This is a genomic window from Aeromonas sp. s9 (assembly GCF_040907765.1).
Classification (GTDB): Bacteria; Pseudomonadota; Gammaproteobacteria; order Enterobacterales; family Aeromonadaceae; genus Aeromonas; species Aeromonas caviae.
This window is the reverse complement of record NZ_JBFOCK010000018.1, coordinates 52868-74502: the sequence shown is the minus strand read 5'-3', so window position 1 is coordinate 74502 and position 21635 is coordinate 52868. Positions and strand designations below refer to the sequence as shown.

Genomic DNA, 21635 nt, shown 5'->3' with positions numbered 1-21635 from the left:
GGTGTGTAAGCGTAGCGATACGTTGAGCTAACCCATACTAATTACCCGTGAGGCTTAACCATACAACACCCAAGAAGTGTTTCTGGCCTTGTAGCAAGTGTGAGACTACTTACCTAATTCAGTGATAATGACAAGCAACTAGCAAAGTTGTTATTCACGTCAGCTTTCCAAGATTGAAGAATTTGCCTGGCGGCAATAGCGCAGTGGAACCACCTGACCCCATGCCGAACTCAGAAGTGAAACGCTGTAGCGCCGATGGTAGTGTGGCATTCGCCATGCGAGAGTAGGACACTGCCAGGCACCCAATACAAGAAACCCCGCTCACTCGAGCGGGGTTTTTTATTGCCGCCTGAAATTCAGCACTCACTGGAGGGCAAGCGGGCACTATGGTGCTGTTTCCCGCCGTGTTTTCTGATACTCGCATTCATCATCCCAGCTAATATCGACTTGTTTGTGGCCCGTCTCTGTTCAATATCTATTCGAAAGCCTGCATTCTGGATATAAAAAGCACAGAATGTGATACTTCTACCTTTCTTGTCATGCCTGCTCTGGTTTAATTCCCGGGTCCACATCGATGGACCAAGGAATCACAATAATTTGAGGAATGGACACATGTTCAAAAGAACAGTAACGATGATGCTGGCGGCGGGAACCCTGGTATTAGGCGGTTGCGCATCCAATGGTGGTGCAGAGCAGGCGGCGGCGGACAACAGCGACTTCGGCGGCAAGTCCATCTACCTGCGTGGTGAGATGAACGACTGGATGGCCACCGACGAAAGCAAGGTCGTCAAGGTTGCCGACAAGCTCTACATGGCCAAGGGGACGCTCAAGAAAGAGTGGGCTCCTTACAAGTTCAAGTTTGCCGACTCCGGCTGGAGTTGTGGCACCAACTTCGGCTACAAGAGCCCGAGCGATGGTGTTGCCGTGCTCGGCGGGGAGCCTGTACCGGTCAATCCGTGCTCCAAGTATGAGGACATGAAGTTCTCGCCCGAGGCGGATGGCGTCTATGAGTTCTATCTGAATATGGCGGGTGAGACTCCGAGCGTATACGTCAAGAAACCCTGAGATAGTCTCTCGCTTTAAATCTCTCGGAAATTGAACCGGTTAAATGCCCTGGCCCAGAAATCTGCTGGCCGGGGCATTTTTTTAGGATAGAATCGGCGCCCTTATGACGGATGAATCACAATATATTGTGCTTTGGGTTCTTAAATTCACTACTGGTAGTATTTTTGTCACGATGTTGCCCCATTCACAGGAGGTTGATTGACCATGGCTAAATCCATTCCGGTACTGGAGGGCGTCACCGCCAGCCGCCAGATCCCTCTGCAGGAGACGTCTCTCGAGATCTGGGACAGCAAGTATCGTCTCAAGAGCAAGGATGGCGCCCCCATCGACGGCTCCATCGACGAGACCTACCAGCGTGTCGCTCGCGCGCTGGCTGCGCAGGAGCGCGAACCCGACACCTGGTATGAACCCTTCCTGTGGGCCCTGCGCAATGGTGCCATTCCAGCGGGCCGTATCACCTCCAACGCCGGGGCGTTTGAGCACAAGCCGGCGACCTCCACGATCAACTGCACCGTCTCCGGCACCATTGAGGATTCGATGGACGATATCCTCGGCAAGGTGCACGAGGCGGGGCTGACCCTGAAGGCGGGTTGCGGCATCGGTTACGACTTCTCGACCCTGCGACCGCGCGGAGCCTTCGTTTCGGGAGCGGGGGCCTATACCTCGGGGCCGCTCTCCTTCATGGATATCTACGACAAGATGTGCTTTACCGTCTCCTCTGCCGGTGGCCGTCGTGGCGCCCAGATGGGCACCATGGATATCCGTCACCCCGATGTCGTCGAGTTCATCCAGGCCAAGCGGGAGGATGGTCGCCTGCGTCAATTCAACCTCTCCCTACTCATCACCGAAGAGTTCGTCAGTGCGGTGAAGGAGGATGCCCCCTGGCAACTGATCTTCCCCTACACCGCCAAGGAGGTGGAGCAGGATGGCATCGCGCTGGATGACCCTGTGAGGGTGGTCTGGGCGGACTGGCCCAACAAGGAGGGTGTGGTGATCAACGAGCTGGGCCAGGTGGCCTGCAAGGTCTACAAGACCCTGCCCGCGCGCAAGCTGTGGAACGTCATCATGACCTCTACCTACGACTATGCGGAGCCCGGTTTCATCCTGATCGACAAGGTGAACCAGATGAACAACAACTGGTTCTGCGAAGAGATCCGTGCCACCAACCCTTGCGGTGAACAGCCTCTGCCGCCCTATGGGGCCTGCCTGCTGGGCTCGGTCAACCTGACCACCTTCGTGCGCGATCCCTTCACCGAGCAGGCCGCCTTCGACTGGCCCGCGTTTCGCAAGGTGGTGGCCATCTTCACCCGCATGCTCGACAACGTGGTGGAGATAAACCAGCTGCCGCTGGCCAAGCAGCGCGAGGAGATCACCGCCAAGCGTCGCCACGGCATGGGCTTCCTGGGGCTGGGCTCGACCCTCACCATGCTGCGCATCAAGTACGGCTCTGCGGCCTCCGTCGCCTTCACCGAACAGGTCTCCCAGGAGCTGGCGATGACCGGCTGGCAGGAGTCTCTGCGTCTGGCGAAGGAGAAGGGGCCGGCCCCCATCATGGAGCAGGAGTTCGAAGTCACCGGCAAGATGCTGCGTCTGCGCCCCGAAATGGCGGCAGATGGCATCAAGCTCGGCGACAAGGTGAAGGGCAAGGTGTTGCATGCCCGCTACAGCCGCTATATGCAGCAGGTGGCCGAGGTGGATCCCGCTCTGGTAGCCGAGCTGGCCGAGGTGGGTGGACGCTTCACCCACCACAGCAGCATAGCACCGACCGGTACCATCTCTCTGTCGCTCGCCAACAACGCCAGCAATGGCATCGAGCCGAGCTTTGCCCACCACTACAGCCGCAATGTCATCAAACCGGGCAAGAAGAGCAAGGAGAGCGTGGATGTCTACTCCTTCGAGCTGCTGGCTTATCGCGAGCTGGTGAACCCGGCCGCCATGCCCTATGCCGAGGAGGAAGGTAGCCGCCTGCCGGATTACTTCATCACCGCGGACGATATCACGCCGACCGGGCACGTGGATATCCAGGCAGCGGCCCAGCGCTGGATCGACTCCTCCATCTCCAAGACCGCCAACGTGCCGACCGATTTTCCGTTCGAGCAGTTCAAGGATATCTACCTCTATGCCTCGGACTCCGGCCTCAAGGGCTGTACCACCTTCCGCTTCAACCCGGCCGCCTTCCAGGGCGTGCTGGTGAAGGAGAAGGATCTGGAGAACACCAGTTACGAGTTTACCCTGGAAGATGGCACCGTCATCACGGCGAAGGGGAACGAGGAGATCGAATACGATGGCGAGCTGCACACCGCCGCCAACCTCTATGACGCCTTGAAAGAAGGCTATTACGGCAAGTTCTGAGGACGAGACATGGTCAAGAAGATCGACAGAAAAATCGTCGCCTACAAGGTAAAAACCCGGGATGAGCCGCAAGATGCGCCGACGCCCCAGGATGACGTGGTGCACATGCATGAAACCGTATTGCGCCCGGAGCGGTTGATGGGCACCACCTACAAGCTGAAAACGCCGGAGCATGTCTCCGAGCACTCGCTGTTCATCACCATCAACGACATCATTCTCAACGAGGGCACGGTGCACGAGACCCGGCGCCCGTTCGAGATCTTCATCAACTCCAAGAGCCTGGAGCACTATCAGTGGATAGTGGCGCTGACCCGCATCATCTCGGCGGTGTTTCGCAAGGGAGGGGACGTCACCTTTCTGGTGGAGGAGTTGCGCTCCGTGTTCGATCCCAAGGGGGGCTACTGGAACAAGGGCAAGTACGTGCCTTCGCTCATCGCCGAAATTGGCAACGTGATCGAAACCCATCTCACCGAGATCGGCATGCTCAAGGTGCCTGGGCTGGACGAGCACCAGCAGGCGTTCCTGGCCGAGAAGCAGGCGCAATTGCAGGCACAGCAACAGGAAGAAGAGCAGCCGGCGGGCAGCGGTTTCCCACCCAGTGCCGCGCTCTGCTACAAGTGCCACACCAAGGCGCTGGTGCAAAAGGATGGCTGCATGACCTGTCTCAACTGCGGGGATTCCAAGTGCGGTTGAGGGGCTGATTGCCACCAAAGGCCGGCGACATGCCGGCCTTTTCGTTGCTGATTTTATGTTCGAACGACGCCCATGATGGCAGCGATTTGTTGCGCACCGGTAAATTCGGGCGTAGCGTTGGGGGTAATAAAACTGTCACGGCCGTGTGGTTTCAATGACATCTGAGATTCACACACGTGGCACCTTCAGTGCCAAGGAGGATGCTTATGGACAACACGGACCGAAAGCTGTTTATCCTGGATACCAACGTTCTGCTTCACGAACCCCTCGCCATCTACTCCTTCAAAGAGCACGACGTGCTCATCCCCATGACGGTGCTCGAAGAGCTCGACAACATCAAGGATCGCCAGAAGGACGTCAGCCGTGATGCCCGCATCGCCATCCGTGCCCTGGAAGATGTGTTCCGCGATGCGACTCCGGAGCAGATAGTGCAAGGAGTGGCACTGGCCGGCGAGGCGAGCGGCCATATCTCCATCTTCAGCGATCACCATCTGCCCCAGGATGCCGAGGTGTTCACCGACAAGGAGGCGGACAACCGCATCATCAACGCCGCCCTCTATCTGCAGAAGCACGAGATGAAGCGTCAGGTGGTGCTGGTCACCAAAGACATCAACATGCGCCTCAAGGCCAAGGGAGCAGGTCTTGCCCATGTGGAGGATTACCGCAGCGACCAGCTCATCGACGACATCCGCCTGCTCGCCAAGGGCTTCCAGGTGGTGCCCGGCAGCTTCTGGGAGCGGGTCGGCGAGTGCGACAGCGAAACCCATGGCCGCGATACGGTCCACGTCATCGATGCCAACCTGCTGGAGGGAGTCCACGTCAACCAGTACCTGCTGGACGAGGAGAACTTCTTTGCCGCGCGGGTACTGAGCCACGACGGCAACAAGACCCGCCTGAAAGATCTCGGCCGCGAGCGGCTGATGTCCCGCAAGGCCTGGGGGGTGCATCCCAAGAACGTCTATCAGGGCATGGCGCTGGATGCCCTGCTGGATCCGCACATCGACCTGGTGATCCTGACCGGCCCGGCGGGCTGCGGCAAGACCCTGCTCGCCATGGCGGCGGCGCTGGAGCTGGTGATCGAGAAGGGGATCTACGAGAAGGTGATCGTCACCCGCAATACCCCGGAAATTGCCGAGAGCATCGGCTTCCTGCCCGGCACCGAGGAGGAGAAGATGATGCCCTGGCTGGCGGCGGTGACCGACACCCTGGAGGTGCTGCACAAGCAGGACGAGAACATGAGCGGGTCGCTCAGCTACATCATGGAGAAGGCCAATATCCAGTTCAAATCGGTCAACTTCATGCGCGGGCGCAGCATCCAGAACACCTTCGTGCTGCTGGACGAGTGCCAGAACCTGACCGCGTCCCAGATCAAGACCATCATCACCCGCTGCGGGGAGGGGACCAAGATCGTCTGTTCCGGCAACCTGGCTCAGATCGACTCCAACTACCTGAGCCCGGTGACCTCGGGTCTGACCTACATCGTCGAGCGGTTCAAGGACTTCGACGGCAGTGCCAACATCTTCCTGAACGGGGTGGTGCGCAGCAGGCTGGCTTCGTTCGCCGAGGAAAATCTCTGATTTGACGGGATCTCTGCATGAGAAAGGGGAAGCCGGACGGCTTCCCCTTTTTTGATCCCGCCTATCTCATGCCTCTCTCGGTCGGCCCAGGTAGCGCAGCAGCCCGGGGTGATCGCTGCTGTGCAGGATATCCGGCTTGCCCTGCAAGGCGATGCGTCCCGCGTCGATGAAGAGCACCTGATCGGCGATGAGCTGGGCATCCTCGGGGTTGTGAGAGACCATCAGCACGGTGATGCCCTGCTCGCAGGCAAGGCGGGCGACCTCAGCCAGCATCTCCCGGCGCAGGGCCGGATCGAGGGCCGAGAAGGGCTCGTCCAGCAGCAGCAGCGGCCTGCCCCGCACCAGGGCGCGGGCCAGCCCCACCCGCTGCTGCTGGCCGCCGGAGAGCTGCTCCGGCAGGCGCGTCAGCATCTCCCCCAGGCCCACCTTGTCAGCGGCCTCCTGCACCTGCCTTTTCTGGGCCGGATTCAAGCGCAGGCCGGGATGCAGGCCGATGGCGATGTTGTCGAACACCGACAGGTGCAGGAAGAGGTTGTGATCCTGGAACAGGGTGGTGACCGGGCGCTCGGCAGGGCCCAGTGACAGCAGATCCTGGCCGTCGAAGTCGAGGGTGCCCGACTCCACCGGCACGAAGCCCGCGATCATGCCGAGCAGGGTGGACTTGCCGGCGCCGCTCGGACCGATGAGGGCGGTGATCTCCCCCTTGGGCAAGGTCGCACTGAAGGTCACCTGCCAGTCGGGATAACTGGTGACCAGCTCCTCAATTACCAGCATGTTTGTCTCCTGAATGTCGTTTTATAGAACAACAAGTAAGAAAAATTGATGAAAGGCAGCGTGAGTGACTGCTCCAAGGGGCGCCCCAGGGGCGTGCCCGGCCGGATCCTGGGGGCTGGGAGGCGGCAATGCCGCCGGGGATCAGTGATCCACATGCCTGCCTCCCAGTCCCCGCTCCACCAGCCAGAACAGGGAGAAGCAGAGGGTGAGCAGCAGCAGGGCGGTGGCGGCCGCCTCGGTCAGCCGGTAGCTGCCGAGCTGCTGATAGAGCAGCCAGGGCAGGGTGGTGAGGGTCTGGCTGCCGAACATGGCGATGGCTCCGAGATCCCCGAGGGACAATATCATCGAGAGCGCCATGGCCAGGGCCAGCGGACGGCGCAGCAGGGGCCACTCCACCAAGCGCAGGCGATGCAGGCCGCGCACCCCCAGGCTGTCCGCCAGCCGATCGTACTGGCGCACCACCAGTTGCATGGGGGCCGAGAGGGTGCGCAGCACATAGGGCAGCGCCATCAGGGCGTTGACCAGCACCACCAGCCAGGGGCCCAGGGCAAAGACGTCGGTGAAAGGCATGAACAGGATGAAGAGGCCGGTGGAGAGCACCACCGCCGGGATCATCAGGATCATGGAGCCGCTGGCCTCCCACAGGGCGGCGGCCCGCCGTTTGCGATCCCGTACCCTCAGATGCCGGCTGGTGAGCAGCAGCCCGGCGCCGAGCAAAGTGGCCAGGGAGCCTGCCGCCAGGGATATGCCCAGGGACTGCCCCCCTGCCTGCCACAGCCGGGGTGAGCCGAGCGCCGCCAGCAGACCGGGGTTGAACCCGGCGAACACGATGGCCAGCAGGGGCGGCAGGAAGATGGTGAGCCCCATGGTCAGGGCCAGGCCATCTACCAGAGCGCTGCCCTTCTGGTGTCTGTCGGGGCGCAGGCAGGGGCGACGGCTGGTGAGGCGACTGGCCGGGGTGGTCTGCAGCTTGTGTTGCAGCAGGAGCAGGGCCAGGGTCAGCAGCAGTTGCACCAGGGCGAGCCCGCCAGCGGTGGCGAGATCGAAGTCAAAGCGCAGCGCCTGGTAGACAGCCACCTCCAGTGTGGTGGACTTGGGGCCGCCCCCGAGCGCCAGCACTGTGGTGAAGCTGGTGAAGCAGAGCATGAAGATGAGGCTGGCGAGCCCCGGCAAGATGCCGCGGATGAGCGGCCACTCCAGCAGCCGGAAGATGTGGGAGGAGCGCATGCCGAGCTGGCTGGCGAGGCGCCAGGAGGACTCGGGGATGCTCTCTATGCTCTGCAGGATGAGGCGGGCGGCCAGCGGCATGTTGAAGAAGACATGGGCCAGCAGGATGCCGAACAGGCCGTAGAGGTAGTTGCCGGGATCCAGGCCCAGGCCGTGCAGCAGTTGCGGCAGCCAGCCCTGACGACCGTGCACCGCCACCATGCCGAAGATGGCGATGATGACCGGCAGCACCAGGGAGAGGCCGAAGAGCTTGAGCAGCAGGCGGCGTCCGGTGAAACGGCGTCGCGCCAGGGCTCTGGCCACCGGGATGGCAAGCCCCAGGCTCAGCAGGGTGGAGAGCAGTGCCTGCCAGAGGCTGAAACCCAGCACGTGGCGCAGGTAGGGATCGCCTAGCAGGGCGCGGGGGGAGAGGGCCCCCGCCTGCCACAACAGGGCGACCAGCGGCCCAATTGAGAGCAGCAGGATGACCAGGGTGGCTGCACTGCCGGGCAGCCACCAGAGGGTGCGACGACCTGAACTCACTGGGTGACGGCTTGCAGCCATTCGCGGATCCACCCCTTGCGGTTGGCGGCCACCTCGTCAGAGCTGAAGGTGAGTGGCTTCGCTACGGTGATCATCTGTTCGAACCCCTTGGGCAGCGCCACGTCTGTCACCGGATACATCCAGTTGCCGCCGGGGATCTCGTTCTGGAAGGCGGGGCTCACCATGAATTGCAGGAACTGGTCAGCCAGTTTGCCCTGTGTGGCGCCCTTGAGCTTGGCCGCTACTTCCACCTGGCGGTAGTGCCCCTCCTCGAACGTGGCCGCCCGGTACTGGGGCTTGCTCTCGGCGATCAGGTGATAGGCGGGGGAGGTGGTGTAGGAGAGCACCATGTCCGCCTCGCCGTCGAGGAACATGCCGTAGGCCTCTGACCACCCCTTGGTGACGGTGACCGTCTTTTTGGCCAGTTGCGCCCAGGCGGTCGGTGCCTCATCCCCGTAGACCGACTTCATCCAGAGCATCAGCCCCTGACCCGGGGTGGAGGTGCGGGGATCCTGATAGATCACCTTGATATCGGGACGTGCCACCAGCTCCTTCAGGCTCTTGGGGGGCTGCTTGAGCTTGTTGCTGTCATAGACGAAGGCGAAGTAGCCGTAGTCATAGGGGACAAAGGTGTCGTCCTGCCAGCCACCCGGTACCTTGAGGCCATCGAGCCTGGTGGAATGGGGGGCGAACAGGCCGCTCTGCTTGGCTTCGCTGATGAGGGCATCGTCCAGCCCCAGCACCATGTCGGCCTTGCTGTGCTGGCCTTCCAGCCGCAGCCGGTTGAGGATGGCGACGCCATCCTCGAGGGGTACCAGATTGAGGGTGCAGCCGCACTCCTTCTCGAAGGCCTGCTTGATCTTGGGGCCCGGCCCCCATTCGGCGGCGAAGGAGCCGTAGGTGTAGACGGTGAGGGTGTCGGCGGCAAACGCCTGGGCAGAGAGCAGGCTGGTGGCGATCAGCAGCAGGGTCTTCATCAATGGCACTCCTGTGGGTATCGGGGTGCTCATCAATGGCACCTCGCGTGTGGTGAGCGCCGGCGGATGAGGGCACAAAAAACGCGCGCCATGCCTCAAATTCCTCCGCCAGCATTATCTGGATCAGGTTCACGGGTATAATCTCAGCGGTAAACCGCACCCCGTTTGAGCAACGCATCGCATTGTATTGGCGTTCCTGGGGGGAGGCCAGCACTATGTTTCACGGGCCGCATCGTGCGAGCCACCACCAAGGAGGAAGTCCCCAGTGATCACCAGCACCAAGGAAAGACGTGCCTTCCAGCGCATGGTCATCAATGCCCCCGTCACCCTGTTCCAGCATCAGCAGGTGCTGGAGGGGATCTGCCGGGATCTCAGCGCCAACGGCATGGGCGTCGAGGTGAACAAGCACGCGTTCGATCTGGCCCAGCCCATCCGGGTGAGCCTGGCGACCAGCAGCAATCTTCTGCCTCCCTTCGAGGCCCAGGCTCGCATCGTGCGGGTGCTGGAGGAAGAAGACGGTCTCCTGCTGGCGCTGGAGTTTCTCTCCCTCACCTGAGACCCGGGCGCCCGTCCTCCTCGAGACAGGCCAGCCATGGGCTGGCCTGTCTCATTTCCCCTCATCCTGCACCGGTTGCACGCTCAACTGGCCGCTGTCGACCAGCGTCTTGCTGGTGGGCGCGAGCTGGCCCATGGGCAGCTGGGCCGGGCCGGTCGGCTCCATCAGGAGGTAGGTCTCCCCCGCCCGGCTCAAGGTGGCCTCCCCCGGTTTGGCTGGCAGGGCCACCCCCAGCAGGGCATGTCCCGGCACGAACACCATGGCCTGCTTGAGATCGGGATACCCCTGGGCCAGCAGGGCGGCCATCAGGGTCACCTTGCTGTCGCAATCCCCCCGGTTCTGCTCCAGCACCTGGCGCGGGCTCAGAAACCCCTTGCCAGAGCGGCCCGACTGGCTGTCGAGCAGTTGATAGGGGATGGCCTGGATGAAGTCGAGCATGTAGGCCACCGTCTTCTGGCGCGCCTCGGTCTCGGTGGCCCCTTCCTGCTTGAGCTGCTCCATCAACGGGGCCAGCTCGTCCCGACTCTCCAGGGCGATGCGCACATGATCCTGCTTGATGGCGGGAGCGCCGTCGGGGGCAGTGAAGGGCTGGAAGTAGTGCTGCGTGAGCCAGGCGGCCTCCAGTTTGGCCTGCTCGGGCTTGACCCATTGGGAGGCTTCCCGCGCCTTGTCGGCGTTGCGGCTCTTGATGCTGAGGCTCATGGCGGGGCGAACGAGGGAGAACTGCACCTCGGGGAACGCCAGGGGTGCCTGCTGCAGCAGGCTTTGCAGTACGTCTTCCTGCATCCTAGCTGGACGGTAAGCGATGAGAGGGGGCAGCTTGCCCGCCTCCAGCCGATAGCTGAGCTGCTGCGCCTTGCCCTCTCTGTCCTGCCAGCCGACATTGAGCTGACCGCCACTGTTGGTGAAAGAGGTCTGCCCGCCCAGGGCCGGGAGGCTGATCAGCAGGCAGAGCAATGAAAGGGCGCCCCTTGCGGACATAGGTGTCTCCTGTCGGATATGCAGAGGTGGCGGGCTTTGTACAGCGACCCGACAATAAAACAGGGAGCCTTGGCTCCCTGTTGATTCTACTCGCTTTCTTGTCGCAGGCTCGTCAAATCCAGCTTGGCTGCTTCGCCTCGAAGGCGCTGATGGCGGCCTCGTGCTGCAGGGTCAGACCGATGGCATCCAGCCCGTTGAGCAGACAGTAGCGACGGAACTCGTCGATTTCGAAGCTGAACGTGAGGCTGCCTGCACGCACCTGGTTGGCCTCCAGATCCACTTCGATCTCGATACCCGGCTGGGCGGCGACCAGCTGGAACAGGGCGTCGACCTCCTCCTCTTTCAGACGAACCGGCACCATGCCGTTGTTGATGGCGTTGCCGTAGAAGATGTCGGCAAAGCTCGGAGCGATCATGGTCTTGAAGCCGTAGTCCGCCAGCGCCCAGGGGGCGTGCTCACGACTCGAGCCGCAGCCGAAGTTCTCGCGGGCCAGCAGGATGCTGGCACCAGCGAATTGCGGTTTGTTCAGTACGAACTCCGGGTTGGGCTGTTCCCCTGCATCGTCCAGGAAGCGCCAGTCGTGGAACAGGTGCTTGCCAAAGCCGATGCGGTTCACCTTCTGCAGGAACTGCTTGGGAATGATGGCGTCGGTGTCGACGTTGGCGCTGTCGAGGGGAACGACGATCCCTTTATGCTGTTTGAAACCTGTCATGTACGTTCCCTCTTACAGTGCACGAATGTCGGCGAAGATGATGTCGGTGACGGCGAAGGGCCGTCCGTGTTGTTTGAATGCTTTCATCCTCAACCCCTCTTACAGCGCGCGAATGTCGGCGAAGCGGCCGGTGACGGCGGCGGCGGCGGCCATGGCCGGGCTCACCAGGTGGGTGCGACCGGCACGACCCTGACGCCCCTCGAAGTTGCGGTTGCTGGTGGAGGCGCAGCGCTCCCCCGGTTGCAGCCGGTCGTTGTTCATGGCCAGACACATGGAGCAGCCGGGCAAACGCCACTCAAAGCCTGCCTCGATGAAGATCTTGTCCAGCCCCTCGGCCTCGGCCTGGGCCTTCACCTGCTCGGAGCCCGGCACCACCAGGGCCTGTACCCCGGCGGCGACCTTGCGGCCACGGGCGATGGCGGCGGCAGCGCGCAGATCCTCGATGCGGCTGTTGGTGCACGAACCGATGAACACCTTGTCGATGGCCACGTCGGAGAGCTTCTGGCCCGGTTGCAGGTCCATGTAGGCGAGGGCCTTGCGGGCGGACTGCTGCTCCACCGGATCGGCGAAGGATTCCGGTGCAGGGATGGGCTCATTGACGGCAATCACCTGGCCCGGGTTGGTTCCCCAGGTCACTTGCGGGGCGATGTCGGCGGCGTCGAGCACCACTTCGGCGTCGAAGTGGGCACCTTCGTCGCTTTTGAGGGTCAGCCAGTAGGCGATGGCCTGTTCCAGCGCCTCCCCCTTGGGAGCGAACTCCTTGCCACGGATGTAGTCGATGGTGGTCTGGTCCGGGGCAATCATGCCAGCTTTGGCGCCGAGCTCGATGGCCATGTTGCACACCGTCATGCGCCCTTCCATGGTGAGCCCCTCGATGGCTTCACCGGCGAACTCCACCACGTAGCCGGTCCCGCCTGCATGACCCACCTTGCCGATGATGGCGAGCACCACGTCTTTGGCGCTGATGCCTGCGGCCAGCTTGCCGTTGACAGAGATACGCATGGTCCTGGCGCGGCCCTGTTTCAGGGTCTGGGTGGCCATTACGTGTTCCACTTCGGAGGTGCCGATACCGAATGCGAGCGACCCGAAGGCGCCGTGGGTGGCGGTGTGGGAGTCACCGCAGACGATGGTGGTGCCGGGCAATGTGATGCCGAGCTCGGGGCCCATCACGTGGACGATGCCCTGGTACTTGTGGTTCAAGTCATAGAGACGAACCCCGAACGCCTTGCAGTTGGCGGCGAGTGTCTCCATCTGGATGCGGGCCATCTCGCCGGAGGCGGCGATGTCCTTGGTGGTGGTGGAGACGTTGTGATCCATGGTGGCCCAGGTCAGATCCGGGCGACGCAGCTGGCGGTTCATGGCGCGCAGGCCGTCGAATGCCTGGGGGCTGGTCACTTCATGCACCAGATGACGGTCGATGTAGATGAGAGGGGTTTCCCCTTCCACTTCCCGCACCACGTGGGCGTCGAACACTTTCTGATAGAGGGTCTTGGACATTGCTCGGTTTCCTTGTTATCGATGCCGTGGGATCAGATGCGCGCGGCGATCTGGCTGCCCATGTCGGCCGTGCTCTGCACCGGGTGCGTGGCGCTGGCCTGATGCAGGTCGGCGGTGAAATAGCCTTCTGCCAGGGTCTGGGCCACGGCCTGCTCGATGGCCTGGGCGGCGGCTTCCTGGCCGAGACTGTAACGCAGCATCAGGGCGGCGGAGAGGATCTGGGCGATGGGATTCGCAATCCCCTTGCCGGCGATATCTGGGGCCGAGCCACCGGCCGGCTCGAACAGGCCGAAGCCGGATTCGTTGAGGCTGGCTGAGGGGAGCAGGCCCATGGAGCCGGTGATCATGGCGCACTCGTCGGAGAGGATGTCACCGAACAGGTTGGAGCAGAGCAGCACGTCGAACTGGGACGGATCCTTGATGAGCTGCATGGTGGCGTTGTCGATGTACATGTGGTTCAGGGCCACGTCCGGGTAGGACTTGGCGACCTCGGTCACCACCTCGCGCCACAGGATGGAGGAGGCGAGCACGTTGGCCTTGTCGATGGAGGTGACCCTGGCCTTGCGCACCCGGGCCGATTCAAACGCTATCTTGGCGATGCGCTCGATCTCGAAGCGGTGGTACACCTCGGTGTCGAAGGCCTTCTCGGTGGCGCCTTCCCCTTCACGCCCCTTGGGCTGGCCGAAATAGATGCCGCCGGTCAGCTCGCGCACGCAGGCGATGTCAAAACCGCGATCGGAGATGTCGGCACGCAGCGGGGAGAACTGCTCCAGACCGGTGTAGATGCGGGCCGGGCGCAGGTTGCAGAACAGTTTGAAGTGGGCACGCAGGGGCAGCAAGGCGCCGCGCTCCGGCTGATCGTTGGGCGGCAGGTGCTCCCACTTGGGGCCGCCCACCGATCCGAACAGCACCGCATCGGCCGCTTCACAGCCTGCAATGGTGCTCTGGGGCAGCGGTGTGCCGTGGTTGTCGATGGCGATGCCGCCGACGTCGTGACGGTCATAGTCGAGGGAGAAGCCGAATTTGGTCTGCACCTTTTCCAGTACCTTGATGGCCTCTGCCATCACTTCCGGGCCAATGCCGTCACCCGGCAATACTGCGATCCGATAACTGCTCATACTCTCTCCGTCTTGATAGTGTGATTCCGTTTCATCCGGGAGGCCGGTCCGGGCCACGGCCCTGGCCCCGGTCCTCCCCATGTCATGTTGTCATCTTGTCCGGCGGCGGGCTCAGACGGTTTCCGATTTGATGGTGTGGTTGCGCTCCATCTGCTCGGCGACCTGGTCCGCGCGCCAGATGCTGTTGATCACGTGGACCAGGGCCTGGGCCGAGGATTCGATGATGTCAGTGGCCAGCCCCATGCCGTGGAACTTGCGCCCCTTGTACTCGGCGACGATGTCCACCTGGCCGAGGGCGTTCTTGCCCTCGCCCTTGCCCTTGAGTTCGTATTTATCGATGCGGATCTCGTAGCCGGTGATGCGGTTGATGCACTGGTAGACCGCATCCACCGGGCCGTTGCCGGTGGCGGCCTCGCACACCAGATCCTGGCCTACCTTGAGCTTGACCGAGGCGGTGGCGAGCACCGAGCTGCCGCTCTGCACGCCGAGGTACTCCAGCTTGAAGTGCTCGGGCTCCTCGTGGATCTGGCTGAAGAAGGCGAGGGCCTCCAGGTCGTAGTCGAACACCTGGCCCTTCTTGTCTGCCAGGGTGAGGAACTTGGCGTAGAGATCGTCGAGGTCGTAGCTGCTCTCGGCGTAGCCCATGGACTCCATCCGGTGCTTGATGACGTGGCGGCCGGAGCGGGAGGTCATGTTGAGGTTGTTCTGGGTGAGACCGATGCTCTCGGGGGTGATGATTTCATAGGTGTTCTTCGCCTTGAGCACGCCGTCCTGATGGATGCCTGAGCTGTGGGAGAAGGCGTTGGCGCCGACGATGGCCTTGTTGGGCTGCACCGGCATGTTGCAGATTTGACTGACGAGGGTGCTGGTGCGGTGGATCTCGCTGTGGCGAATGTTGGTGTGTACCCCGAGCAGGTCGGCGCGGGTTTTCAGGATCATCGCGACCTCTTCCAGAGAGCAGTTGCCAGCACGCTCGCCGATGCCGTTGATGGTGCACTCGATCTGGCGGGCCCCCATCTGCACGGCACTGATGGAGTTGGCCACCGAGAGGCCCAGATCGTCGTGGCAGTGCACCGAGATGATGGCCTTGTCGATGTTGGGTACCCGGTTGAACAGGGTGTGGATGATGCCGGAGAATTCGGTCGGCACCGTGTAGCCCACGGTGTCAGGAATGTTGATGGTGCGGGCGCCGGCCTTGATGGCGGCTTCCACCATGCGGCACAGGTTGTCTATCGGGGTGCGGCCCGCATCTTCGCAGGAGAACTCCACGTCATCGGTGTAGCGCAAGGCGTGCTTGATGGCGCCGACCCCCATCTCCAGCACGTCTTCGAAGCTCTTTTTCAGCTTGCTCTCCACGTGGATGGAGGAGGTGGAGATGAAGGTATGGATGCGAAACGCCTCTGCCACTTTCAAGGCTTCGCCGGCGGCATCGATGTCTTTTTGCAGGGCGCGGGCCAGGGCGCAGACCCGGCTGTTCTTGATATGGCGGGCGATGGTCTGAACCGATTGAAAATCGCCGGGGGAGGAGACGGGGAAACCCACTTCCATGATATCGACACCGAGCCGCTCCAGCGCCTGGGCGATCTGCAGCTTCTCCTTGACCGTCAAGCTGGCCGACAGCGCCTGCTCACCATCACGCAAGGTGGTGTCGAATATGATGACCCGATCTGACATGTGACTTCCCTCTTCCTAAGTTCGCTGCGTGCATCCTGCATGGCATAAAAAAACCCGTGCGGGGTGCACGGGTTTCTGTAAATTCCGGCTATGCCTTAGCCCGGCTACAAGGATCCCGCGCGAGGAGTCGCGATTAGGGAGAGCAGTAGTAGCGGAGCGGCAATACGCATGATGTCTCAATCCTTCCAGTCGATAACGCTACTACCAATAACGAGATTTTTATGCTGTGTCAACCGGAATGGACAGGTTCAATCCACTGGTTTATTTAATCGGATTGTAAAGGAGTGCAAATTCTCTTGTCCCATATTCGGTTCATGCCTGATTATCTGGTCATTCCTGCTGTACTCGATCACCCGCACAATCAGATCGACTTATCAGCCCTTGCTGAATTATCTGAGGTATTCCATGGAAAAACGCAGACCTGGCCGTCCAGTCGGACGTTCCGACATTCGTGACAAGCTGCTTGCCGCCGCACGCGAACGTTTTCTCAACACCCCCTACAGCAAGGTGACGACCCGCGAGATTGCCGAGCTGGCAGGCTCCAATCTGGCGATGATCCACTACTACTTCGGCAGCAAGGAAGGCCTCTACAAGGCGGTGCTGGGGGATGTGGCCGAGCCCCTCGAGCAAGCCTGGCACGACGAGAGCAGCAACCGCAGCCTGACCGATCTGCTCAATACCTACTATCAGGTGATGGCGCCCAACAGCGAGCTGACCTCCGCCATCTCCAGCGCATTGTCCACTGAAAAGAGCCCGGGGCGTGATTTTGTGCTGAGCCGCCTGCTGGATCGCCAACTTCCCCAGTTCGATGCCCTGCTCGAATCCATGCGCTCCAACGGCCAGCTGGCGGACAACCTGGACCCCGAGATGCTGAAGATCTCCTTCCTCAGCATGATGTGGCAGCCTTTCGTGATGAAGGATCTCTACGAGCAGGTGTTTGGCCTGACGGTGGATGAGCACTTCATGAGCCGCCTCGCCGCCCACAACTGCCGCCTGATGGAAAACGGCCTGCGCGGTGCCCTGAACTGACTTTTTCGGGATGACGGATGAAAAAGGGCCCCTGGGCCCTTTTTTTCATCAATCTGTTATCTGGGCGTCAACGAAGTGTCATGCCGCCCTCCTAGTCTGCACTCAGGATGCAAAGGAGGGCCGTGATGAACAAGATCCAGCAATGGGACCTGCGGGTGTGCCGTGTCTGCCTGCTCCACCCCTACAATCAGCCGCAGGCCAGGATAAGCCGGCTTGTCTCCCGTACCGGTGACGGCCCCCTCTATGCCGTGGCGGCCTGCCTGCTCTGGTGGCAGGGGAGCGCCGGGCAGGAGGCGGTCAGGGTGGCGCTCTGGGCGTTTGCCCTCGAGTTGCCGCTCTACCTGCTGCTCAAGAATGCCCTCAAACGCCAGCGCCCGGCAGGGCTGCCTGTCTTCATCACCCCGTCGGATCGTTACAGCCTGCCCTCGGGCCATACCGCGGCCGCCTTTCTGATGGCGACCGTACTGGCCGCCAGTTTCTCGCTCTGGGCACCGCTGCTGTTTGTCTGGGCCGCGCTGGTGGGGGCGTCCCGCCTGCTGCTCGGGGTGCATTATCTGAGCGATCTGGTGGCCGGGGCGCTGCTTGGTGGTGGTTGCGCCCTCTGGGCGCTGGGTTGGAGCCAGGGATGAGGATACTGTTCGGCGTTCAGGGGACCGGCAACGGCCATATCAGTCGCAGCCGGACCCTGGCGCGCGCATTGAAGAGCAGGGGCGTGGCGGTGGATTATCTGTTCAGTGGGCGCGCCGCCGACGGCTACTTCGAAATGGGGGAGTTCGGGGATTATCGCACCTTCCCCGGTATCACTTTCGCCAGCCATCAGGGGCGCATCTCGGGCTGGCGTACCCTCAAGGGACTCTCTCCCCTGCGTTTCTGGCAAGATCTGCGTACCCTCGATTGTCGCGAGTACGATCTGGTCATCAGCGACTTCGAGCCGCTCAGTGCCCATGCTGCTCGCCGCTGGGGCAAACCCAGCCTCACCATCAGCCATCAGGCGAGCTTCGACTGGCCGATCCCGCGCTGGGGAGAGAGCGGCTTCAACCGCCAGCTGATGCGCCATTTTGCGCCGGTACGCCAGTCCCTGGGACTGCACTGGTTCCATTTCGGCCAGCCCCTGCTGCCTCCCATCGTCGATCCCCTCGAGCCGGTGCCGGACAACCAGCAGATCCTGGTCTATCTGCCATTCGAGCAGACAGAGACGATCGCGGCCCTGTTGTCGCGTTTCAGCCCGCAGTCGTTCATCTGCTTCCATCCCGAGGTGCGCAAGCGCAGCGAGTGGCGCAACATCCGCTTTGAACCTCAGGCAAGAGAGGGGTTCAAGCTGGCGCTGGCCGGTTGTCGCGGGGTCATCAGCAATGCGGGATTCGAGCTTGCCTCCGAGGCGCTCTCCCTTGGCAAGAAGCTGCTGGTCAAACCCCTGGGTGGCCAGTTCGAGCAGTTGACCAACGGCAGGACCCTGGAACTGATGGGGCTGGCCCAGTTGATGGACAGCCTGGATGCCAATGCGGTGCGAAGCTGGCTGGAGGCCCCTTCTCCTGGCAGAGTACGCTATCCCGATGTGGCAGGAGAGCTGGCCGACTGGTTGCTGGCCGGTGCCGGGGAGGAGGTGGGGGCGCTCTCCCGCCGCCTCTGGGGCAGGACTCTCTTTCCGGAGGAGGTGTGTGACAGCCTGGGGGAGCTTGCCAGCCGTACCGGCCAGGAGCGTCCCTGGTTATCCCAACTCAGCGCCTTTGACTAAACTGAGTCGATCCCACCACGGAGAGGACGGACACCATGCGCTTTACCAATGAAAACGGCGACACCATGACCCTGGCAGACAATCTCACCCTGCATGAGCTGCTCGACATGGGTGTCAGCATCTCGGTCTGCGAAGAGACGGATCCGGATCAGCAGATCTGGCTGGCAGAACCCGAAGACGAGCAGTGAAACCAGCCAGTTTTTGACGGCCCACCCCCTCGGGGTGGGCCGTTTATTTTGTTCCTGACCGACGCGGGCAGCATGATCCGCTGGTTGTTCCCCCCAGGGCCCCTCTTTGTTGCCCGTCTGGTGGCCAAGTCACTGAATGTTAATAGCTGTTTGAAATTTATGACTGTTATGGCCAGACAAAGCCGTGGACAAGCGTTCACGGGCGGGTTAAGTTGGTTTTTCACCCGCTTTTCGGGTGAATGATGGAAAACCCCTATTTTTCTACTATCGACGGCTCCGAACTCGCCTGATCTGCCTGCAGACAACAACAAGACTCGGATCGGCGCTGCCGGGAAGCAGCGGACTGTCGATAGCTTTCGCTTAACGGAGCAAAGCCTGGAGGGCTTTATCATGGAGATGTTATCAGGCGCCCAGATGGTGGTTAGAGCGCTGGAAGATCAGGGAGTGGAACACGTTTTCGGCTACCCTGGTGGCTCAGTGCTCGACATCTATGACGCTCTCTTCGAAAACGGCAAGATGGAGCATGTCCTGGTGCGGCACGAGCAGGCCGCAGTGCACATGGCGGACGGTTACGCCCGCTCCACCGGCAAGGTGGGCACTGTGCTGGTGACCTCGGGTCCCGGCGCCACCAACTGCATCACGGGGATCGCAACCGCCTACATGGATTCCATTCCCCTGGTGATCCTGTCCGGCCAGGTGCCGACCAGCATGATCGGGGAGGATGCGTTCCAGGAGACCGACATGATCGGCATCTCCCGCCCGGTGGTGAAGCACAGCTTCCTGTGCAAGAAAGCCAGCGACATTCCCGAGGCCATCAAGAAGGCCTATTACATTGCCGCCAGTGGCCGCCCGGGGCCCGTGGTGGTGGATCTGCCTAAAGACGTGCAGAATCCGAAAGAGAAGTTCCCCTATCAGTATCCCGAGTCCGTTTCCCTGCGCTCCTACAATCCGACCAAGGCGGGACACAAGGGCCAGATCAAGCGGGCTGCCAAGCTGCTGACCGAGGCGAGCCGCCCGGTCATGTACGTGGGTGGCGGCGCCATCAACGCCAATGCGGATCACCTGGTGACCAAGCTGGCGGAGCTGCTGAACCTGCCGGTGACCACCACGCTCATGGGACTGGGCGCCTTCTCCGGCACCCATCCGCAGTTCATCGGCATGCTCGGCATGCACGGCACCTTCGAAGCGAACAAGAGCATGCACAACGCGGATCTCATCTTCGCCGTGGGTGCCCGCTTCGATGACCGCGTGACCAACAACGTGGCCAAGTTCTGCCCGAATGCCACCATAGTCCACATCGACATCGATCCCACCTCCATCTCCAAGACGGTGCAGGCTCATGTGCCCATCGTCGGCTCGGTGGAAACCGTGCTGGAGCAGATGCTGGAAGTGATTCGCGAGTGTGGTTTCGACAACGACAAGCAGGTATTGGCGGACTGGTGGAGCCAGATCGGCCAGTGGCGCTCCCGCAACTGCCTGGCCTACGAAACCCATCCCACCCTGATCAAGCCGCAGCAGGTCATCGAGACTCTCTACAAGGTGACCAAGGGGGAGGCGTTCGTCGCCTCCGACGTGGGCCAGCATCAGATGTTTGCCGCCCTCTACTACCCGTTTGCCAAACCACGTCAGTGGATCAACTCAGGTGGTCTCGGCACCATGGGCTTTGGCATTCCCGCCGCCATGGGCGCCCAGTTTGCCAACCCGGATGCGGTGGTCTGCTGCGTCACCGGCGACGGCTCGGTGCAGATGAACATCCAGGAGCTCTCCACCTGCATGCAGTACGGGGTGCCCATCAAGATCATCTCCATCAACAACCGTGCGCTGGGCATGGTCAAGCAGTGGCAGAAGATGTTCTACGGTGGCCGTCACAGCCACTCCTACATGGAATCCCTGCCTGACTTCGTCAAGCTGGCGGAAGCCTATGGCCACGTCGGCATTGCGGTGAGCGATCCGGCGGAGCTGGAGAGCGCCATGGAGAAGGCCTTTGCCATGAAGGACAGACTGGTGTTCATGGACATCTCGGTCGATCCGGACGAGCACGTCTATCCGATGCAGATCAAATTTGGTGCCATGGACGAGATGTGGCTGAGCAAGACGGAGAGAACCTGATGAGACATATAATTTCCGTTCTGCTGGAGAACGAATCCGGCGCCCTGAGCCGTGTGGTAGGCCTCTTCTCCCAGCGCGGCTACAACATCGAGACCCTGACGGTGGCCCCCACCGAGGATCCCACTCTGTCCCGCATGACCATCGTCACCATGGGGGATGAGCGGGTGCTGGAGCAGATCCAGAAGCAGCTGCACAAGCTGGTGGACGTGCTCAAGGTGTGTGACCTGAGCGAGGGTGAGCACATCGAGCGGGAGATCGCGCTGGTCAAGGCGCGCGCCGCCGGTGGTGCACGTGACGAACTGAAGCGGCTGGCGGACATCTTCCGTGGCCAGATCGTCGACGTCACCCCCGAGCTCTACACGGTGCAGCTCGTCGGGACCAGCGAAAAGCTGGACGCCTTCATCAAGACGGCTGCCCAGACCAACGAGATCATCGAAGTGGTGCGCTCCGGTGTCTGTGGCATCTCCCGGGCGGACAAATCCCTGCGTCCCTGATGTGGCCGGATGTGAAAATAGCTGTTCAAGGGCTCTTCGGAGCCCTTTTTCGTGTCTGGCAGCGTTGCGGGCAAGTGGGGGGGCCGGTAGGGATGCTGGCCACAGCATCAGGAGGTTATCGAGGGGGTGAAAGAGAAGGGGGAAGGGAGGGTCTTCACCTGTCATTTTCTTTCAAATGATCGGTAAACTATCCACAAAAGCTGTGGAAATCTCTGTAGATTAGCGGTGTGTCTGGCGTTAGTCGCATGATCTTAAAGGGATATTTCAATTTGATCCTGGCTGGATCGCATTTGTGCAATCCCCTGGCGAGGGTGTGAGCGTTTGCTTATCCCTCGTGCCTTGCCAAGGGCGGAAC

The 21635-nt window shown here is 61.6% G+C and carries 19 protein-coding genes, 1 rRNA gene and 1 riboswitch; of the genes, 12 read left to right on the top strand and 8 right to left on the bottom strand.

The genetic code is table 11. The features are described 5' to 3' along the window. Positions 1-185: 185 nt before the first annotated feature. From rrf to AB5Y54_RS03810, 5 genes are all read left to right on the top strand, one after another. Positions 186-300, top strand: a 5S ribosomal RNA gene (gene rrf / locus AB5Y54_RS03830). A gap of 312 nt (positions 301-612) precedes the next feature. Continuing rightward, positions 613-1065 (top strand): pullulanase, encoded by a 453-nt coding sequence (locus tag AB5Y54_RS03825; RefSeq protein WP_029313820.1) that lies wholly within the window; start codon positions 613-615, stop codon positions 1063-1065. Between the two features lie 204 nt (positions 1066-1269). Next, complete coding sequence (locus tag AB5Y54_RS03820; RefSeq protein ID WP_201984597.1) at positions 1270-3417, top strand: adenosylcobalamin-dependent ribonucleoside-diphosphate reductase; 2148 nt, start codon at positions 1270-1272, stop codon at positions 3415-3417. Positions 3418-3426: 9 nt separating this feature from the next. Then, a complete protein-coding gene (locus AB5Y54_RS03815) occupies positions 3427-4110 on the top strand; it encodes an NrdJb (protein ID WP_277856229.1) in 684 nt (227 codons plus the stop codon). Positions 4111-4316: 206 nt separating this feature from the next. Then, positions 4317-5687, top strand: a complete 1371-nt coding sequence (locus AB5Y54_RS03810) for a PhoH family protein (RefSeq protein WP_041211108.1) — start codon at positions 4317-4319, stop codon at positions 5685-5687. 66 nt (positions 5688-5753) lie between these two features. On the opposite strand, the gene thiQ is transcribed toward AB5Y54_RS03810, so the two are convergent. The 3 genes from thiQ to thiB all read right to left on the bottom strand — a co-directional run bounded on the left by thiQ (position 5754) and on the right by thiB (position 9187). Then, entirely contained in the window at positions 5754-6461 is a 708-nt protein-coding gene (gene thiQ, locus AB5Y54_RS03805; protein WP_041211109.1) for a thiamine ABC transporter ATP-binding protein, read from the bottom strand. A gap of 141 nt (positions 6462-6602) precedes the next feature. Beyond that, positions 6603-8231, bottom strand: coding sequence for a thiamine/thiamine pyrophosphate ABC transporter permease (gene thiP, locus AB5Y54_RS03800; protein WP_050498205.1), 1629 nt, complete (start codon positions 8229-8231; stop codon positions 6603-6605). Continuing rightward, positions 8207-9187: a thiamine ABC transporter substrate binding subunit gene (gene thiB, locus AB5Y54_RS03795; RefSeq protein WP_041211111.1), complete on the bottom strand. Its 981-nt coding sequence runs from the start codon at positions 9185-9187 to the stop codon at positions 8207-8209. Before thiB ends, thiP begins: the two co-directional genes overlap by 25 nt. A gap of 83 nt (positions 9188-9270) precedes the next feature. Then, a riboswitch (TPP riboswitch) is annotated at positions 9271-9361 on the bottom strand. A gap of 91 nt (positions 9362-9452) precedes the next feature. Here thiB and AB5Y54_RS03790 point away from each other — a divergent pair. After that, on the top strand, positions 9453-9743 hold the full coding sequence (locus AB5Y54_RS03790; RefSeq protein WP_103857803.1) for a PilZ domain-containing protein: 291 nt from the start codon (positions 9453-9455) through the stop codon (positions 9741-9743). 51 nt (positions 9744-9794) lie between these two features. Here the strand turns inward: AB5Y54_RS03790 and AB5Y54_RS03785 are convergent, their stop codons facing one another. The 5 genes from AB5Y54_RS03785 to leuA all read right to left on the bottom strand — a co-directional run bounded on the left by AB5Y54_RS03785 (position 9795) and on the right by leuA (position 15725). Continuing rightward, the gene (locus tag AB5Y54_RS03785; protein ID WP_182956944.1) at positions 9795-10724 is read right to left on the bottom strand and encodes a transglutaminase domain-containing protein; all 930 of its coding nucleotides are present in this window, start codon (positions 10722-10724) and stop codon (positions 9795-9797) included. A gap of 112 nt (positions 10725-10836) precedes the next feature. After that, positions 10837-11436 carry a 3-isopropylmalate dehydratase small subunit gene (leuD, locus tag AB5Y54_RS03780; RefSeq protein WP_010673151.1) on the bottom strand — a complete coding sequence of 200 codons (600 nt, stop codon included), beginning with the start codon at positions 11434-11436 and terminating at the stop codon, positions 10837-10839. A 99-nt stretch (positions 11437-11535) separates the two neighbouring features. Beyond that, complete coding sequence (gene leuC / locus AB5Y54_RS03775; protein WP_041211113.1) at positions 11536-12933, bottom strand: 3-isopropylmalate dehydratase large subunit; 1398 nt, start codon at positions 12931-12933, stop codon at positions 11536-11538. Positions 12934-12965: 32 nt separating this feature from the next. Then, positions 12966-14051 (bottom strand): 3-isopropylmalate dehydrogenase, encoded by a 1086-nt coding sequence (gene leuB / locus AB5Y54_RS03770; protein ID WP_010673153.1) that lies wholly within the window; start codon positions 14049-14051, stop codon positions 12966-12968. A 111-nt stretch (positions 14052-14162) separates the two neighbouring features. After that, positions 14163-15725 (bottom strand): 2-isopropylmalate synthase, encoded by a 1563-nt coding sequence (gene leuA / locus AB5Y54_RS03765; protein WP_010673154.1) that lies wholly within the window; start codon positions 15723-15725, stop codon positions 14163-14165. Positions 15726-16130: 405 nt separating this feature from the next. Here leuA and AB5Y54_RS03760 point away from each other — a divergent pair, with 405 nt between their 5' ends. From AB5Y54_RS03760 to ilvN, 6 genes are all read left to right on the top strand, one after another. Next, a complete protein-coding gene (locus AB5Y54_RS03760) occupies positions 16131-16754 on the top strand; it encodes a TetR/AcrR family transcriptional regulator (protein WP_010673155.1) in 624 nt (207 codons plus the stop codon). Between the two features lie 125 nt (positions 16755-16879). Continuing rightward, positions 16880-17383 (top strand): phosphatase PAP2 family protein, encoded by a 504-nt coding sequence (locus AB5Y54_RS03755; RefSeq protein ID WP_043156166.1) that lies wholly within the window; start codon positions 16880-16882, stop codon positions 17381-17383. Then, on the top strand, positions 17380-18489 hold the full coding sequence (locus AB5Y54_RS03750; RefSeq protein WP_128273667.1) for an MJ1255/VC2487 family glycosyltransferase: 1110 nt from the start codon (positions 17380-17382) through the stop codon (positions 18487-18489). The genes AB5Y54_RS03755 and AB5Y54_RS03750 overlap by 4 nt, the downstream gene beginning before the upstream one ends. 35 nt (positions 18490-18524) lie before the next feature. Then, positions 18525-18677 (top strand): hypothetical protein, encoded by a 153-nt coding sequence (locus AB5Y54_RS03745; protein WP_010673158.1) that lies wholly within the window; start codon positions 18525-18527, stop codon positions 18675-18677. A 390-nt stretch (positions 18678-19067) separates the two neighbouring features. Next, positions 19068-20786 (top strand): acetolactate synthase 3 large subunit, encoded by a 1719-nt coding sequence (locus AB5Y54_RS03740; RefSeq protein ID WP_171865080.1) that lies wholly within the window; start codon positions 19068-19070, stop codon positions 20784-20786. Further along, positions 20786-21280, top strand: coding sequence for an acetolactate synthase small subunit (gene ilvN, locus AB5Y54_RS03735; RefSeq protein ID WP_010673160.1), 495 nt, complete (start codon positions 20786-20788; stop codon positions 21278-21280). Before AB5Y54_RS03740 ends, ilvN begins: the two co-directional genes overlap by 1 nt. Positions 21281-21635: the final 355 nt, after the last annotated feature.

Coding starts and splice junctions, on each gene's coding strand:
- AB5Y54_RS03825 (WP_029313820.1), top strand. CDS start 613: ATGTTCAAAAGAACAGTAACGATGATGCTGGCGGCGGGAACCCTGGTA.
- AB5Y54_RS03820 (WP_201984597.1), top strand. CDS start 1,270: ATGGCTAAATCCATTCCGGTACTGGAGGGCGTCACCGCCAGCCGCCAG.
- AB5Y54_RS03815 (WP_277856229.1), top strand. CDS start 3,427: ATGGTCAAGAAGATCGACAGAAAAATCGTCGCCTACAAGGTAAAAACC.
- AB5Y54_RS03810 (WP_041211108.1), top strand. CDS start 4,317: ATGGACAACACGGACCGAAAGCTGTTTATCCTGGATACCAACGTTCTG.
- thiQ (WP_041211109.1), bottom strand. CDS start 6,461: ATGCTGGTAATTGAGGAGCTGGTCACCAGTTATCCCGACTGGCAGGTG.
- thiP (WP_050498205.1), bottom strand. CDS start 8,231: ATGGCTGCAAGCCGTCACCCAGTGAGTTCAGGTCGTCGCACCCTCTGG.
- thiB (WP_041211111.1), bottom strand. CDS start 9,187: ATGAAGACCCTGCTGCTGATCGCCACCAGCCTGCTCTCTGCCCAGGCG.
- AB5Y54_RS03785 (WP_182956944.1), bottom strand. CDS start 10,724: ATGTCCGCAAGGGGCGCCCTTTCATTGCTCTGCCTGCTGATCAGCCTC.
- leuD (WP_010673151.1), bottom strand. CDS start 11,436: ATGACAGGTTTCAAACAGCATAAAGGGATCGTCGTTCCCCTCGACAGC.
- leuC (WP_041211113.1), bottom strand. CDS start 12,933: ATGTCCAAGACCCTCTATCAGAAAGTGTTCGACGCCCACGTGGTGCGG.
- leuB (WP_010673153.1), bottom strand. CDS start 14,051: ATGAGCAGTTATCGGATCGCAGTATTGCCGGGTGACGGCATTGGCCCG.
- leuA (WP_010673154.1), bottom strand. CDS start 15,725: ATGTCAGATCGGGTCATCATATTCGACACCACCTTGCGTGATGGTGAG.
- AB5Y54_RS03760 (WP_010673155.1), top strand. CDS start 16,131: ATGGAAAAACGCAGACCTGGCCGTCCAGTCGGACGTTCCGACATTCGT.
- AB5Y54_RS03755 (WP_043156166.1), top strand. CDS start 16,880: ATGAACAAGATCCAGCAATGGGACCTGCGGGTGTGCCGTGTCTGCCTG.
- AB5Y54_RS03750 (WP_128273667.1), top strand. CDS start 17,380: ATGAGGATACTGTTCGGCGTTCAGGGGACCGGCAACGGCCATATCAGT.
- AB5Y54_RS03745 (WP_010673158.1), top strand. CDS start 18,525: ATGCGCTTTACCAATGAAAACGGCGACACCATGACCCTGGCAGACAAT.
- AB5Y54_RS03740 (WP_171865080.1), top strand. CDS start 19,068: ATGGAGATGTTATCAGGCGCCCAGATGGTGGTTAGAGCGCTGGAAGAT.
- ilvN (WP_010673160.1), top strand. CDS start 20,786: ATGAGACATATAATTTCCGTTCTGCTGGAGAACGAATCCGGCGCCCTG.